Origin of the sequence: Massilia phyllosphaerae, assembly GCF_034659755.1 — a bacterium.
Classification (GTDB): Bacteria; Pseudomonadota; Gammaproteobacteria; order Burkholderiales; family Burkholderiaceae_D; genus Telluria; species Telluria phyllosphaerae.
Window position 1 is genome coordinate 1 of sequence record NZ_JAXSQX010000018.1, and the last position, 14,667, is coordinate 14,667.

General features: G+C 62.3%; 13 protein-coding genes and 3 rRNA genes. 12 read left to right on the forward strand and 4 right to left on the reverse strand.

Annotated elements, in window-relative coordinates:
- Both U1H99_RS29870 and rrf read left to right on the forward strand, forming a co-directional pair.
- Nucleotides 1–113: ribosomal RNA gene (locus U1H99_RS29870) — 23S ribosomal RNA — on the forward strand; the annotation flags it as partial.
- A gap of 124 nt (nt 114–237) precedes the next feature.
- Nucleotides 238–350: ribosomal RNA gene (gene rrf / locus U1H99_RS29875) — 5S ribosomal RNA — on the forward strand.
- Between the two features lie 83 nt (nt 351–433).
- Here the strand turns inward: rrf and U1H99_RS29880 are convergent.
- Nucleotides 434–1,303, reverse strand: coding sequence for an aldo/keto reductase family oxidoreductase (locus tag U1H99_RS29880; protein WP_323145128.1), 870 nt, complete (start codon nt 1,301–1,303; stop codon nt 434–436).
- Nucleotides 1,304–1,402: 99 nt separating this feature from the next.
- Between U1H99_RS29880 and U1H99_RS29885 the strand changes: the two genes are divergently transcribed.
- The 9 genes from U1H99_RS29885 to U1H99_RS29925 all read left to right on the forward strand — a co-directional run bounded on the left by U1H99_RS29885 (nt 1,403) and on the right by U1H99_RS29925 (nt 10,104).
- Nucleotides 1,403–2,311, forward strand: a complete 909-nt coding sequence (locus U1H99_RS29885) for a LysR family transcriptional regulator (RefSeq protein ID WP_323145129.1) — start codon at nt 1,403–1,405, stop codon at nt 2,309–2,311.
- Nucleotides 2,312–2,594: 283 nt separating this feature from the next.
- A complete protein-coding gene (locus U1H99_RS29890; RefSeq protein WP_323145130.1) occupies nt 2,595–3,701 on the forward strand; it encodes an S-(hydroxymethyl)glutathione dehydrogenase/class III alcohol dehydrogenase in 1,107 nt (368 codons plus the stop codon).
- A gap of 28 nt (nt 3,702–3,729) precedes the next feature.
- On the forward strand, nt 3,730–4,308 hold the full coding sequence (gene gfa / locus U1H99_RS29895; RefSeq protein WP_323145131.1) for an S-(hydroxymethyl)glutathione synthase: 579 nt from the start codon (nt 3,730–3,732) through the stop codon (nt 4,306–4,308).
- A 30-nt stretch (nt 4,309–4,338) separates the two neighbouring features.
- Entirely contained in the window at nt 4,339–4,701 is a 363-nt protein-coding gene (locus U1H99_RS29900) for a hypothetical protein (protein WP_323145132.1), read from the forward strand.
- A 54-nt stretch (nt 4,702–4,755) separates the two neighbouring features.
- Nucleotides 4,756–6,573 carry a methanol/ethanol family PQQ-dependent dehydrogenase gene (locus U1H99_RS29905; protein ID WP_323145133.1) on the forward strand — a complete coding sequence of 606 codons (1,818 nt, stop codon included), beginning with the start codon at nt 4,756–4,758 and terminating at the stop codon, nt 6,571–6,573.
- An 86-nt stretch (nt 6,574–6,659) separates the two neighbouring features.
- On the forward strand, nt 6,660–7,067 hold the full coding sequence (locus U1H99_RS29910) for a c-type cytochrome (protein ID WP_323145134.1): 408 nt from the start codon (nt 6,660–6,662) through the stop codon (nt 7,065–7,067).
- Entirely contained in the window at nt 7,064–8,050 is a 987-nt protein-coding gene (locus U1H99_RS29915; RefSeq protein ID WP_323145135.1) for a quinoprotein dehydrogenase-associated putative ABC transporter substrate-binding protein, read from the forward strand. Before U1H99_RS29910 ends, U1H99_RS29915 begins: the two co-directional genes overlap by 4 nt.
- An 11-nt stretch (nt 8,051–8,061) precedes the next feature.
- Nucleotides 8,062–8,910, forward strand: a complete 849-nt coding sequence (locus tag U1H99_RS29920) for a hypothetical protein (protein WP_323145136.1) — start codon at nt 8,062–8,064, stop codon at nt 8,908–8,910.
- Nucleotides 8,911–8,958: 48 nt separating this feature from the next.
- Nucleotides 8,959–10,104: an ATP-grasp domain-containing protein gene (locus U1H99_RS29925; protein WP_323145137.1), complete on the forward strand. Its 1,146-nt coding sequence runs from the start codon at nt 8,959–8,961 to the stop codon at nt 10,102–10,104.
- An 18-nt stretch (nt 10,105–10,122) separates the two neighbouring features.
- Here U1H99_RS29925 and U1H99_RS29930 read toward each other — a convergent pair whose 3' ends face one another.
- From U1H99_RS29930 to U1H99_RS29940, 3 genes are read right to left on the reverse strand one after another with little or no spacing between them, the layout of a single operon-like run.
- Nucleotides 10,123–11,142, reverse strand: coding sequence for a beta-propeller fold lactonase family protein (locus U1H99_RS29930; RefSeq protein ID WP_323145138.1), 1,020 nt, complete (start codon nt 11,140–11,142; stop codon nt 10,123–10,125).
- Complete coding sequence (locus U1H99_RS29935) at nt 11,139–11,720, reverse strand: cytochrome b (RefSeq protein ID WP_323145139.1); 582 nt, start codon at nt 11,718–11,720, stop codon at nt 11,139–11,141. Before U1H99_RS29935 ends, U1H99_RS29930 begins: the two co-directional genes overlap by 4 nt.
- Nucleotides 11,721–11,729: 9 nt before the next feature.
- Nucleotides 11,730–13,871, reverse strand: coding sequence for a sigma-54-dependent Fis family transcriptional regulator (locus U1H99_RS29940; protein ID WP_323145140.1), 2,142 nt, complete (start codon nt 13,869–13,871; stop codon nt 11,730–11,732).
- Nucleotides 13,872–14,551: 680 nt separating this feature from the next.
- On the opposite strand from U1H99_RS29940, the gene U1H99_RS29945 reads away from it, so the two are divergent.
- Nucleotides 14,552–14,667 (forward strand): 16S ribosomal RNA (locus U1H99_RS29945); the annotation flags it as partial.

Below are 14,667 nucleotides of genomic sequence, written 5' to 3' on the forward strand. Positions count from 1 at the left end.
GAGCCTTGAGCTCCTTGAAGGGTCGTTCGAGACCAGGACGTTGATAGGCTGGGTGTGGAAGTGCAGTAATGCATTAAGCTAACCAGTACTAATTGCCCGTACGGCTTGTCCCTATAACCTTGGCAGTACAAGGTTGAGATTGACAGCTGTTTGTTGATACCCAGATTCAAAAACTAAATACTTCTTCCGGATTCAGAGTGGCGCCCAGCACAGCGAAGCGCACTCGTACAGTTTATGCCTGATGACCATAGCAAGTCGGTACCACCCCTTCCCATCCCGAACAGGACCGTGAAACGACTTTGCGCCGATGATAGTGCTGCAACCAGTGTGAAAGTAGGTTATCGTCAGGCTAATTAATAGCAGTAGTAAAGTAGTAATGCAAAACCCCACTTGGCAAGCCGAGTGGGGTTTTTTGCTTTATACCTTCCCGACTTTATACCTGCCCGATATTGTCCAGCGCCGTCAAAGCGTCTTCGCTCAATCGAAGATCGGCCGCCTCCAGGTTCTCGCGCAAATGCGCCACCGACGACGTGCCCGGAATCACCAGGATATTCGGCGAGCGTTGCAGCAGCCAGGCGATCGCCACCTGCATCGGCGTCGCCCCGCATTCCTCCGCCACTTGCGACAAGGCATCCGACTGCAGCGGCGAAAAGCCTCCGAGCGGGAAGAACGGCACATAAGCGATCCCGTCGCGCGCCAACGCATCGATCATTGCATCGTCACCGCGATGCGCCAGGTTATACATGTTCTGTACGCAGGCGACCGGCAGGATGCGCCGTGCTTGCTCGACCTGCGTCATTGTCACGTTGCTGATCCCGACATGGCGGATCAGCCCACGTTGCTTCAGCTCGGCCAGCGCCGTGAGCGGCGCCTCGAGCGAACCCTCGGCCGGTCCATGCACGTCGATCATGCTGCGGAAATTGACCACGTCCAGCACATCGACACCGAGATTGCGCAGGTTGTCGTGGACGGCCTGTTCCAGTTCCTGGGCCGTGTCCGCCAGCAGCCAGTTGGCCTGTGCATCGCGGCGGGCGCCGATCTTGGTCACGATCGTCAGCGCGTCTGGATAGGGATGCAGCGCTTCTCGGATCAATTGATTGGTAACGTGAGGTCCATAGAAATCCGAAGTGTCGATGTGATCGACACCCAGGGCCAGCGCCTCACGCAACACGGCAAGCGCCGCGGCCGGATCCTTGGGCGGGCCGAAGACGCCGGGTCCGGCCAGTTGCATGGCGCCGTAGCCGAGACGCCGGACGCTACGGTCGCCGAGTAGATAAGTACCGGCCTGGTCAATACTGGACATGTGATTCTCCTTTTGTTTAAGTAGTGTCTCCACGATAAGTCGAGACATCACCCAGGACAATCCGCTATAGTCCGGATGGGTTGTACGAAAAAACGAACAATGAAAATCGATCTCGGCGATCTGTCAGCTTTTGTTGCCGTTGCCCGCGCCGGCGGCTTCCGCGACGCCGCGCGCGCCACGAATACCAGCGCGTCCGGTCTGAGCGATGCGGTCCGCCGCCTCGAAGCCCGGCTCGGCGTACGGCTGCTGAACCGCACTACGCGCAGCGTCGTACCCACCGATGCCGGCAAGAGCCTGCTCGCACGCCTCGATCCTGTCCTGAGCGAAGTCGAGAGCGCCTTAGACGTCGTCAATGGTTTTCGCGACACGCCCAGCGGCACCCTGCGCCTGAACGTGCCGGTCAGCGCCGCGCGCCTGGTGTTGCCGTCGATCGTGCCGCGCTTTCTCACCGCCTATCCCGAGATCCGCCTCGAAGTGACCGCCGACGAAAACTTCGTCGACGTGCTCGCCGCCGGCTGCGATGCCGGCATCCGCTATGAAGAACGTCTGGAGCTGGACATGGTGGCAGTGCCGATCGGTCCACGCGTGCAGCGCATGGCCGCCGCCGCGTCGCCCGCCTACCTGGAGCGGCGCGGCCGTCCGCACCACCCGCGTGAGCTGCTGGGGCATGCCTGCATGCGCGGACGCTTCGCCAGCGGCGCCATGATCGAATGGCAGTTCGAGCATGCCGGCGACACGCTGACCATCGATCCGCCCGGCCCCTTGCTGGTCCAGGTCGGCGGCGCCATCGACCTGGCGGTCGAGTCGGCTGTCGCCGGACTCGGCGTCGTCTACCTGTTCGAAGACTGGCTGCGTCCGTACCTCGACCGCGGCCTGCTCGAGCCCGTGCTCGAACCGTGGTGGCCGCAATTTTCCGGCCCCTACCTGTATTACCCGGGGCGGCGCCTGGTGCCGGCGCCGCTGCGTGCCTTCGTCGATTTCATCCGCACTGAGCCGGACGCCGGCTAGCGCGTAGCGCGCTGTCCACTGTCACTCTCACATCACACCCTGTCCCGCTAACGGATCACCGCTGTTCAGTTTTTGAACAGCTGGACCGCACATCGCCCGGCAGTCCGCTTGGCACAACCCTTGCTGATCTTATATGACAAGACCAACACAGGGGACGATCGGTATGACGCAGCCGTGCCATCCAGGCGGTTCCTTCACTCCCATCGATGCTGATGCCGGCCCTGCGCGCTGCAGCGCCGGCTGTCGCCTTACGTTCTGATTCACCATTGATATTGGAGAACCCATGAAAACGCGAGCCGCCATTGCCTGGAAAGCCGGGGAGCCCCTGTCGATTGCCGAGGTCGACCTGGAGGGACCGCGTGCCGGGGAGGTGCTGGTCGAAATCAAGGCGACCGGCATCTGCCACACCGATTACTACACGCTGTCGGGCGCCGATCCCGAAGGAATCTTTCCCGCGATCCTGGGCCATGAAGGCGCCGGCGTCGTGCTCGAGACCGGCCCCGGCGTCACCTCGGTCCGGCGCGACGACCATGTGATCCCGCTGTACACGCCCGAATGCCGGCAATGCAAATTCTGCCTGTCGCGCAAGACCAACCTGTGCCAGGCGATCCGCGGCACCCAGGGGCGCGGCCTGATGCCAGACGCGACCAGCCGCTTCTCTCTCGACGGCCGCCCGCTGTTCCACTACATGGGCACCTCGACCTTTTCCAATTACATCGTGGTGCCGGAAATTGCGCTGGCGAAAATCCGTCCGGATGCCCCCTTCGACAAGGCATGCTACATCGGCTGCGGCGTCACCACCGGCGTCGGCGCCGTCGTATTTTCGGCCAAGGTGGAGCCGGGCGCCAACGTCGTCGTGTTCGGCCTCGGCGGCATCGGCCTGAACGTGATCCAGGGCGCGAAGATGGTCGGCGCCGACAAGATCATCGGGGTCGACATCAATCCGGGGCGCGTCGACATCGCGCGCAAGTTCGGCATGACCGATTTCGTCAATCCGAACGAGGTCGGCAACCTGGTCGACCACATCGTGCAGCTGACCGACGGCGGCGCCGACTATTCCTTCGAATGCATCGGCAACGTGCAGATCATGCGCCAGGCCCTCGAGTGCTGTCACAAGGGCTGGGGCCAGTCCTTCATCATCGGGGTCGCCGCGGCTGGCCAGGAAATCTCCACGCGTCCATTCCAGCTGGTGACGGGGCGCCAGTGGAAGGGCTCGGCCTTCGGCGGCGCGCGCGGCCGTACCGACGCGCCCAAAATCGTCGACTGGTACATGGACGGCAAGATCAATATCGACGACCTGATCACCCACACCTTGCCGCTCGAACGCATCAATGAAGGCTTCGATCTGATGAAGGCCGGGCAGTCGATCCGGTCCGTGGTCCTGTATTGAACCGTCAATACCAACAAGGAGAACGATCATGAGTGATGCAGTCAAGATCCACCCGGCTGTCGACAACGGCGTCGCGCCGGAACAGCCGGGCTTCGAGGGCGGGACCTTGTCCTGCCATTGCGCCACCGATCCGGTCACGGTCGAGATCGGCGCGCAGGTGGCCTACAACCATGTGTGCGGCTGCACCAAGTGCTGGAAGCCGGATGGGTCGCTGTTTTCCCAGGTGGCCGTGGTCGGACGCGACAAGGTCAGGGTGACAGCCAACGGCGAGAAGCTGAAAGTGGTCGATCCGAGCGCCACCATCCAGCGCCATGCCTGCGAAGTCTGCGGCGTGCACCTGTACGGCCGCATCGAGAACGACCAGCACGCCTTCTACGGCTTCGACTTCGTGCATACGGAACTATCGCCGCAGACCGGCTGGGCGCCGCCGGAGTTCGCCGCCTTCGTCTCATCCATCATCGAATCCGGTGCCCGGCCCGAGAACATGGGCGCCGTGCGTGCGCGCCTGAACGAGCTCGGCTTGCCGCCCTACGACGTGCTGTCGCCGCCGCTGATGGATGCGATCTCGACCCACGTCGCCCGGCAGAAGGGCGTACTCAAGGATTGACCCTGACGATAACAATGACCGGAGACCCGAATGAAGCCATCCCGCCTGCTGCCGATGCTGCTGCTCCTCTTGTCGACTGCGCCGGCGGCCGCGCCGGCAGTGCCGGCCGACGATTTTCCGACCAGCGGACGCGTCGAGTACGTGCTGGAGTGCATGCAAAAGCACGACGGCAAATACGAGTATCTCTACAAGTGCTCATGCGTCGTCGACCGCATTGCCAAGACCCTGCGCTATGACGACTACGTGGCGATGTCGGTCGCCTTGCGCAACCAGAGCCTGGCGGGCGAGCGCGGTGGCGAGTTCCGGGACGAGGCTTCGGTCAGGAACATGGCCAGCAAGTACAAGGAGATCGAGGCCGGTGCCAACAAGGCCTGCGCCGTGCCCCAACGTTGAGGAGCTGAACCCACCACGCTGTACCACCGAAAAAAACCACGAGGAGACGTCATCATGTCATTTCAATCGCGACTCACCTGTCTGGCCGGGTGCCTGGCCGGGGGGCTGGCACTTGTCGCCGGCGCAGCATTCGCAGCCGACTCGGACACCGCAAAGCTTACCAAGGACCCGAAGAACTGGGCGATGCAGGCCGGCAGCATGGACAATCACCGTTACAGCGAACTGAAGCAAATCAACAGCAAGAACGCCAAGAATCTCACCGTCGCCTGGACCTTCTCCACCGGCGTGCTGCGCGGCCACGAAGGTGGACCGCTGGTCATCGGCGACACGATGTACCTGCACAGCCCGTTCCCCAACAAGGTGTTTGCGATCGCCCTGGAAGACCAGAGCATCCGCTGGAAATACGAGCCGAAGCAGGACCCGACCGTGATTCCCGTGATGTGCTGCGACACCGTGAACCGCGGCCTGGCCTACGCCAACGGCAAGATCTTCCTGCAGCAGGCCGACACCACGCTGGTGGCGCTGGACGCCAAGACAGGCAATGAACTGTGGAAGGTCAAGGTAGGCGATCCCAAGCTGGGCGAAACGACCACCAATACCCCGCACGTCTTCAAGGACAAGATCCTGACCGGCATCAGCGGCGGCGAATTCGGCGTGCGCGGGCGCATCACGGCGCACGACATCAATACCGGCAAGGTGCTGTGGAAAGCCTACAGCACCGGCCCCGACAACGAACTGATCGTCGATCCCAATAAAACCATGACCTGGACCGACGGCAAGATGGCACCGATCGGCGCTAACTCGTCGCTCAAGACCTGGCAGGGCGACCAGTGGAAACTGGGCGGTGGCACCACCTGGGGCTGGTACAGCTACGATCCGGAGCTGAACACGGTGTACTACGGCACCGGTAACCCGAGCACCTGGAACCCGCGCCAGCGTCCGGGCGACAACAAATGGTCGATGACGATCTTCGCGCGCGACCTCGATACCGGCATGGCGAAATGGGTCTACCAGATGACCCCGCATGACGAATGGGACTACGACGGCATCAACGAAATGATCCTGGCGGACATCAAGGTCAAGGGCCAACCACGCAAGGCGCTGGTCCACTTCGATCGCAACGGTTTTGCCTATACGATGGACCGCGTGAGCGGCGAGCTGCTGGTGGCCGAAAAATACGATCCGGTCGTGAACTGGGCCACCCACATCGACATGAAGAGCGGCCGGCCGCAAGTCGTCGCCAAATACAGTACAGACAAGAACGGTCCCGACGTGAATACCAAGGGCGTCTGTCCGTCAGCGCTCGGCACCAAGGACCAGCAGCCGGCGAGCTTCTCGCCCAAGACCGGCCTGTTCTACGTGCCGACCAACCACGTCTGCATGGACTACGAGCCGTTCCAGATCGAATACACGGCCGGCCAGCCCTATGTCGGCTCGACCCTCTCGATGTATGCCGCCCCGAACAGCCATGGCGGCATGGGTAACTTCATCGCCTGGGATGCCGGCACCGGCAAGATGGTGTGGTCGAAGCCAGAGCGGTTTTCCGTGTGGAGCGGGGCGCTCAGCACCGCCGGCGACGTGGTGTTCTACGGCACCCTGGAAGGTTACCTGAAGGCGGTCGACCTGAACGGCAAGGAGGTGTGGAAGTTCAAGACCCCGTCCGGCATCATCGGCAACGTCACCACCTGGGAATACAAGGGCAAGCAGTACGTCGGCGTGCTGTCGGGGATCGGCGGCTGGGCCGGCATCGGCCTGGCGGCAGGCCTGACCAAGGGCACCGAAGGGCTGGGTGCCGTCGGCGGCTACAAGGACCTCGCCAGGTACACCGAACTGGGCGGGGTGCTGACGGTATTCGCCTTGCCCGATCGCTGAACCGCGCACAACCTGGCAATGACCGGCATGACGCTGGTCATTGCAGAGGCTTCCGGCTTATCCAAGGAATTTATATGAGTACATGTATGAAAGCTACGTTGTCCGTGGCGATAGCTGCCGCTTTTCTCGTCGTTCCCGGTTTGACGCCGGCCGTGGCCCAGGCTGCGGATGCGGCGCCCTACCAGGTCAGCGGCGGCAACAAGGTGGATGCCCATACCCTGAGCGGCTGGCGCACCTGGCGCGCGCTGGCATGCGAACGCTGTCATGGCGCCGCCCAGGAAGGCATGGTCGGCCCGTCGCTGGTCAACAGCCTCAAGGTTTTGACCAAGGACCAGTTCAAGGAAACCGTCCTCAAAGGGCGGATCGACAAGGGCATGCCCAATTTCGATGGCAGCAAGATGGTGGTCGAGAACATCGACAACCTGTATGCCTATCTGAAGGGGCGGTCGGATGGGGCGATCCAGCCCGGCCGTCTGGAGGAGATGGGCAAATGAGATCGCGCGTGCGCACCGCGAAAGCCTTGCCGGCCTGGCTTGGCAGGCCTCGACGCGCTGTTGCGGGTGTCATGCTGGGTGCGCTGTGCTGGCTTGCGCCGCCTGCGGGCGCCCAGCAGGCGGCCGGCGAGCCGGCAGGTGCCAAGCCTGCGGCCGTGCCAGATACGGCCGGGCCCGGACAGGACAAGGTACTGCGGGTTTGCCAGGATCCCAACAATCTGCCGTTCTCGAGCCGCTCCCAGGCCGGCTTCGAAAACCGGATTGCCGCCCTGTTTGCCCAGGAACTGGGCTGGAAGCTGGAAACGACCTGGTTCCCGCAGCGGATCGGGTTCATCCGCAATACCCTGCATGCCAAAGAGGAAAATTCGGACCGCTTCAAATGCGACCTGGTAACCGGCGTGCCGGCCGGCTTCGAGATGGCGGCCACCACCCAGCCTTATTATCACTCCAGCTATGCGCTGGTGTATGTGAAAGACCGGGGCAAGGGCCTGGATGGCGTGCGCGACCTGGACGGTGTGCTGGCATTGAACCCTGCGCAACGTGGCAAGCTGCGCTTCGGGGTATTCAGTGCGTCGCCGATGATCGATTGGTTGCTGAAGAACGATCTCATGTCGCAGGTGGAGTGGTACCAGATCCAGTCGGGCGATGCCGAAGAATATCCCGGACAAACCATCGAACGCGACCTGGCCAGCGGCAAGATCGACCTGGCCTTCGTCTGGGGGCCGATTGCCGGCTATGTGGCGCACAACAAGCGCAGTGTACCGATCGTCGCGGTGCCGCTGGCGTCGCGGCCTGGGATGAAGCTCGACTTCGAGATCGCCATGGGTGTGCGGCAGGCGGACAAGGCATTCCGCCAACGTATTGATCAATTGATCAGCGCTAATCAAGGCAAGATCAACGCCATTCTCGAGCAGTATGGCGTGCCGCTGCTCGACCAGAAGGGGCAGGCGTTGCGCATGTCCCAGCGTGCCGGAACACCATGATGACATCGTCCATGCCCCGACCGCTGCTGCGCCGGCTGCCGTTTTCATCCGCAGGCCGCGAGGCTGGCGCTTCGTCCGGCAACGTGTTGTGGACGCTGGCCGCAGCCGCGTGCATCGCATTGCTGGCGGGCCAGGCTGCAGCCCAGGTCGTCTCGTCGGCCGAAACCTTGCTGTTCGAGACCGATCACCTGGCGCGCATCAAGCCACCAGCCGTGCTGGTCTATGAATTCCGCAAGGTGAGCAACATCGAGCCGGGATTCAGCGACAAGGTGCAGCTCGACCTGGCCGCCAGCAAGGGCAAGACCAGCGCCACCCTGCATTTCCTGTCGGGGGCGCACAAGCACGACATTCCTGCGCTGGAAGAGGCACATGGCAATCCCATACTGCTCGGCTTTCTCGAACGGGACATCGCCGAGATGAAGCGCTTGACGGGTGGCTCGACTGCCTACTTCCGCAAGCGGATCCGGATGGCGCTGGCCGAGGGCGCGCAGGTCAGCGCACAGTCGATCCGCTACCAGGGCAAATCCTTGCCCGCGCAGGCAGTGCGCATCCAGCCCTACCTGAACGACCCGATGCACGCGCGCTTCGAGTCTTATGTGCACAAGACCTACGTCTTTGTCGTCAGTGAACAGGTGCCAGGTGGGATATATCAAGTGCGCAGTTCGCTCGACAATGGTAACGGCAAGGCAGCGGCCGCCATCGGCCCGGCCAGCGCGGGAACTTCCACAGCACCGGCCAAGGGCGCACCGGCTGCCGGTGCCGCGCCGGACAGCACTGCGCCGGCGCCACGGCCGGGCCAGCCCGTGCCGGCAATCGACGAGACACTCACGCTTGTCAGCGTGACGCAACCGGGGCACTGACGGATGTGGCCGGGGTACCTGGACATTCGAACCTGCTGGAGGCATGCGATGGCGCGCATGAAAGTGTTCGTGTTCGACCCAATCGCAGCAGGCGTCACGCCGGCACGGCGGCTGCCGGGAACGCTCAGGCGCCAGGGCGAGATGCTGTTCCAGGCCTTGCTGGCCGACCTGGGCGCCTTGTCCGGTATCGACGTGCTGACAACGGCAAGCCCGGGCTTGGCAGCCGTTGCGGCGGACGCGGCGGTGGACGCGGGGGGAGTCGATATAACGGCGGCTTCGGCAGAGTCTCATGTGGGCAACGGACCGGCGTGGGTGCAATCTCCAGCAGCGCCCGATGGACAGCCGGCTATGCCGTCGGCAGTGGAAGTGCCCCCGCAGCCGCAGCTGCCGTCCTTGCCGCTGGAAGCGCATCGGTTCGGTGCCCAGTTTGCCGCCGGTTTGCAGGCGGCCGATGCGGTGTGGCCGCTGGCCAGTGAATCGGATGGCATGCTCGAGCAGCTGTCGCGCGCTATTTTGCGCGGCAAGCGTATCCTGCTGGGCAGTGCGCCCGGCGCAGTGGAGGTCGTGGCAAGCAAGCTCGAGCTGGCGCGTGTGCTGAGGGCAGGTGGGGTCGCTGTCGTCGCCACCTACAGCCCGCATGCGGCCTTGCCGCACGACAGTGGTCCGTGGGTGGTCAAACCCGATGATGGCGCGGGCTGCCTCGATACCCGCTTGTTCAGCGACCGGGCTGCGGCGCTGGCCTGGATTCGCGCCAACGCGGCAGACCGTTATGTACTGCAGCCCTTCGTCGCCGGAAAACTGGGTAGTCTGTCCCTGATCTGCTGCGACGGTATCGCTCGGGTATTGGCCTGCAACCTGGAACGCATGGCGATGCGCGACAATCGCTTTCACTTCCTCGGCAGCGTCGTGAATGGCTTGAGCGATGGCGACGGCACGCTGGCGCGCCTGGCCCAGCAAGTGGCGGCGGCCATTCCCACCCTGTGGGGCTACGTCGGGGTCGATTTTGTACTTACCGCACATGGCGCCATGGTGCTCGACGTGAATCCACGCCTGACTGCGGCCTATGCCGGTTTGCATGCGTCGACCGGCTGCAATCCGGCCGGACTGGTGCTCGATCTGCTGAATGGCACAGCCGCGATGGGCACGCCGGTGGGCATGCGGCGCGCCGTCAGCGTCGACGTCGGCATGCCCTGAGCGCCGGGCACAAGCTCGCTATTTGATGATCACGCCCCAGGGCAGTTTGCCGACCGCGACGTCACGCAGCCGGGTGTGATTTTCCGTATCGATCACCGACACGCTGTTCGATCGGCCGTTGGCAACATACAGTTTCTTGCCGTCGGGTGTCAGTGCCATATTCCATGGACGCTGGCCGACCGGGATCGTGGTCACCACCTGGTTGCTGGCGGTATCGATCACCGCGACGTTGGCATCGCCACCGTTCGACACATAGACTTCGCGGCCGTTCGGATGCACGGCAATGCCATTCGCGCGCAAGCCTGCCTTGATGCGGGCGAGGATCGCAAAACGGGTGGTGTCGATGACGAACACTTCATTCGCATTCTCGGTAGCCACATAAGCCCGGCTGCTGTCGGGCAGGAAGCCGATGCCGCGCGGGCGTGCGCCTACCGCGACCTGGGCGACCTGCTTGCGCGCGCCGAAATCGATGATGTCGACGGCTTCGCCTTCCTCTGCGCTGACGAACAGCAGTTTTCCGTTCGGACTGAACACCGCATGCTCGGGATTCTTGCCGTGTACCTTGATCGAAAAGGTCAGCGCATTGTTACGGGTATCGGTCACGGCGATCTCGTTCTTGCCTTCGACCGCCGCGGCGACCCAGCGTCCGTCGGGCGAAATCGAGACACCTTCGGGCGATTCGCCAAGCGCGATCGTGCTGCCCAGCGTACGTGTCTTGAGATCGACAAGTTGCAGGCGATTGTTGGGCTGGTCGCTGACGTACAGCCAGCGCCGGTCGGCACCGACCGCCAGGCCGCGCGGCTTGCTGCCGCCGGGCAGTTCGGCGATCACCTGGTCGGTCAGCGTGTCGATGACCGAAATCGTCGCCGATCCCTCGTTGGGGACGTAGGCCAGGGCCGCACCGGTCTTCGTATTCACTTGTGCCGCGGCCCACGGTGTAGCGAACAGCGCGATCAGCAACATGAGCAGGGGTGTGACGACGGCGCGGACCAGGGCCAGCGGGGCCGGGACGGCAACAAGGTGAGCGCGGGCTGTCATCGAGTCTCCAGGGGTGAGTCGGAACGGGAAGGGGCGGTACGGACGGGACGTGGCGGCCACATGCGCAGCAAGAGCCCATCACGGTCGACCAGCATGTGCTTGGCTACGGCGAGCAAGTGCAGACCGACGAGGATGGCCAGCAATAGCGCAGCCAGGTGATGGGTCTGGTTGAAGAACGCATACCAGGCCTTGTCGTCCGGTCCCCAGGGCTGCCAGTGCACGACGTTGAAGAACTTGATGCCGTGCCTGCTGCAATTCGAGGCCAGATAGCCCGACAGCGGCAGTGCCACCATCAACAGATACAGCAGGATGTGGCTGAACCTGGCCGCATGACGCTGCCAGGCCGGCATCGTGTCCGGCAACGGCGGCGGCCTGTGCGTCACCCGCCAGCCGATGCGCACCAGGATCAGCAGGCCGATCAGGATCCCGCTACTCTTGTGCAGGTTCACGTAGATCCCGCGCGCCGGCGTGCCGCGCGGGATGTCTTCCAGCAGCAGGCCGAATGCGAACTGGCCGAGCAACAGCAGTGCAATCAGCCAGTGCAAGGCGATGGCGGTGGTGGTGTAGCGAGCGTGCATGGGCTGGCATCAATGAAACAGCGATTTCTCGGGCGGCTTGATGTGCAGCCGCTGCAGCTTGCGGTACAGGGTGTTGCGGCTGATGTTCAGCTCGCGCGCCACGCTGCTCAGGTTCCAGTCGCGCCGCGTCAGTTCCTGCATCAGCGCAACCCGTTCCGCGCTTTCGAGAGGATTCAGTTTTTCCGTGAATGACGCTTCGTTGTCGAGGACGAGGCCGACCGGATCGTCTGGTATCGCGGCGATGTTCGCTGCCTGGGCGGGCTTCGGCCCGTTTGCCGGCGTAGGCAGCACGTGGGCGCCACCAAACGGCGGTGTGGCGATGATCGGCGGATCGCTACGGTATTCGGCAGGCAAGTCGTGCACTGTCAGGCAATCGCTCTCCCGCAATGCGATCATGGTACGCAGCAGGTGGCGTAATTGCCGCACATTGCCTGGCCAGCGCTGCCGGTCGAGCAGGGCCAGCAAGCGTTCGTCGAGTTCGACCGGGCTGCCTGCATCGCTTTCCTCGTCCGCCAGGTGGCGTATGAGAGCGCGGCGGTCGGCGCGGTCGCGCAGCGGCGGCAGCGTGATCGTCACGCCTTGCAGGCGGTAATACAGATCCTCGCGGAATTCGCCCTGATCGATCTTGCGTTGCAGGTTGCAGTGCGTGGCGCTGATCAGGTGGATGTCGAGCTTGACCGGATGTTCACTGCCGAGCGGCATGACTTCGCGCTCCTCGAGCACGCGCAGCAGCCTTGCCTGCAGCGCGACCGGCATGTCGCCGATTTCATCGAGGAAGAGGGTGCCGCCATTGGCCTGTAGCAGCTTGCCGCGCTGCCCATCCTTGCTGGCGCCGGTAAACGCGCCCGAGCGGTATCCGAACAGTTCGCTTTCGATCAGCGCTTCCGGTATCGAGGCACAATTGATTGCTACGAAAGGTCGCGCCGCGCGACTGCTGGACAGGTGCGTTGCGCGCGCGAACATTTCCTTGCCGGTGCCAGTCTCTCCATAGAGCAAGATCGTGACCTTGCGCTCGAGCACGCGCCTGGCGGTGTCGATGCTGGCAGCCAGCGAGGGGTCGCCGAAGTGCAAGACGTCGAGCGCCGTTGGCAGGGTCTGCGCAGGCTGCGTGGTGCGGGGTAGCGTAGCGCTGTCCGCACCATCGCGCAGTGCCGGCCGGGTCCCGCTGCCTGAACCAGTGCTAGATACCGGCTGGTACATCACGGCAAAAAAGCGTGCACCACTGCGGGTCTCGAAGATCGGCACCGGATGGAAGGCTTTCCTGACACTGGAATCGATCAGGCCGCAAAAGGTGACATTAAACAGTTCTGCAATGTCGCGGCCGACGATCTCGCTGCGCGACCGCAGGCCCAGCTGGAACAGGGCGCAGCGCGTGGCTGCCAGCACCTTGCCGGTAACGCTGAGGGCAATCGCTCCCTCGCTCAGCGTACCGACGAATTCCGGGCGGTTGTGGAAACGTACGATGTATTCGTGGCGGAACCGCTGCAGGAAGACACGGTTCTCGATCATCTGCACCGACATGCTGACCAGGGCCAGCGTGTGTTGCTGCGCGAGGTGGGATTCACCGGAGGCATCGAGCACGCCGACGAGTTCCTCTTCATGGTCGAAAATCGGTGCGGCCGCACATGACAATCCGATATTGCGGGAAAGATAGTGCTCGTCCTGATGCACCGTCAGTGGCCGTCGCTCGAACAGGCAGGTTCCCATGCCATTCGTGCCCTGCACACGCTCGCTCCACAAGGCACCCGGCATCAGGCCGGTCTTGGAAGCCGCATGGGTAAAAGCCGGGTCACCGAAATAGTTCAGCAGCACGCCATCGCGGTCGGTCAGCATGATGGCGTAACCGGAACCGGCCAGTTGCTGGTAGAGGTTCGTCATCTCGACCTTGGCAACCGCTTGCAGGTCGGCAAGACGTTCCTGCCGTGTCCGTAATTCAGCAGCAGAAACGACCTCAGGATCGTTACACGCCCCGGGGTCCAGCTTGTATTCGTTGAGACATCGAATCCAGGACTGGGTAATCCGGTTGACTGCACCGGAAGGGCTCTGGTCGCGCTCCGATTGCGTAACGAGACCAGATGCATAGTTTGACTCAAGCCGCCCATGGACGACCGAGTGGACACGTTTAACGTGATCCACGGCAATCTCCAGCATGCTGTCTCCTCCGTCCTTCGCTGACGGCGTGAAAACCGCCGCTGCTATTTATATGGACTGTTTTCGGATGCCCAGAGTCATCTGCACGATGTCTGTACATCTTTGTTGTAGAGCATAGTACTACGTTCGGTTTTGAATAATGCAAGTATTTTGAACGAAGGAGCCTGCGGCTACTGTCCGACTAGCTAGGTATCAGACCGAGATCACATATGGCTGAATCGAAGGGAACCCTTCATGAACAGAATGGTCTTAGTACTTCGATCCTTGCGCTGTATAGCTTGGGTTTGCTATACTGCGCCTCCGCTTTACGGCACACATAGTTTCCAAGGGAATTAAAGTGCCAAGTTGCAACGTCGAAGTTGACGTTGCAAGCGAGCGAAAAGAAGTTGACGGTAAGCGCGAAACACTGCATAATCTCACTTCTCTGCTGCTGACGAACACAACGATTCGTCGCTAAGTAGCAAGACGCAGTACCGAACAAAGTTCTTTAAAAATTAACAGTCGATAAGTGTGGGCGTTTGATGAAGGTGCCAACAGTCGCGTAAGCGCTGTTGATTACTTAAATTATCAAATGTTCACAAAAGTATTAAGCGTTGTCTCAGCAATGAGATGACGGTCAGTATCTTGAGTGAGCGACTCGGTAGCAATACCGATGGCAGCAATGCCAACAAACAGAGATTAAACTGAAGAGTTTGATCCTGGCTCAGATTGAACGCTGGCGGCATGCTTTACACATGCAAGTCGAACGGCAGCGCGGGGCAACCTGGCGGCGAGTGGCGAACGGGTGAGTAATATA

Bases quoted from the DNA above. Each gene is read 5' to 3' on its own strand.
- U1H99_RS29910 (WP_323145134.1), top strand. From the start codon at position 6,660: ATGAAAGCTACGTTGTCCGTGGCGATAGCTGCCGCTTTTCTCGTCGTT.
- U1H99_RS29940 (WP_323145140.1), bottom strand. From the start codon at position 13,871: ATGCTGGAGATTGCCGTGGATCACGTTAAACGTGTCCACTCGGTCGTC.
- U1H99_RS29905 (WP_323145133.1), top strand. From the start codon at position 4,756: ATGTCATTTCAATCGCGACTCACCTGTCTGGCCGGGTGCCTGGCCGGG.
- U1H99_RS29930 (WP_323145138.1), bottom strand. From the start codon at position 11,142: ATGACAGCCCGCGCTCACCTTGTTGCCGTCCCGGCCCCGCTGGCCCTG.
- U1H99_RS29880 (WP_323145128.1), bottom strand. From the start codon at position 1,303: ATGTCCAGTATTGACCAGGCCGGTACTTATCTACTCGGCGACCGTAGC.
- U1H99_RS29925 (WP_323145137.1), top strand. From the start codon at position 8,959: ATGGCGCGCATGAAAGTGTTCGTGTTCGACCCAATCGCAGCAGGCGTC.
- U1H99_RS29890 (WP_323145130.1), top strand. From the start codon at position 2,595: ATGAAAACGCGAGCCGCCATTGCCTGGAAAGCCGGGGAGCCCCTGTCG.
- U1H99_RS29900 (WP_323145132.1), top strand. From the start codon at position 4,339: ATGAAGCCATCCCGCCTGCTGCCGATGCTGCTGCTCCTCTTGTCGACT.
- U1H99_RS29935 (WP_323145139.1), bottom strand. From the start codon at position 11,720: ATGCACGCTCGCTACACCACCACCGCCATCGCCTTGCACTGGCTGATT.
- U1H99_RS29920 (WP_323145136.1), top strand. From the start codon at position 8,062: ATGCCCCGACCGCTGCTGCGCCGGCTGCCGTTTTCATCCGCAGGCCGC.
- U1H99_RS29915 (WP_323145135.1), top strand. From the start codon at position 7,064: ATGAGATCGCGCGTGCGCACCGCGAAAGCCTTGCCGGCCTGGCTTGGC.
- gfa (WP_323145131.1), top strand. From the start codon at position 3,730: ATGAGTGATGCAGTCAAGATCCACCCGGCTGTCGACAACGGCGTCGCG.
- U1H99_RS29885 (WP_323145129.1), top strand. From the start codon at position 1,403: ATGAAAATCGATCTCGGCGATCTGTCAGCTTTTGTTGCCGTTGCCCGC.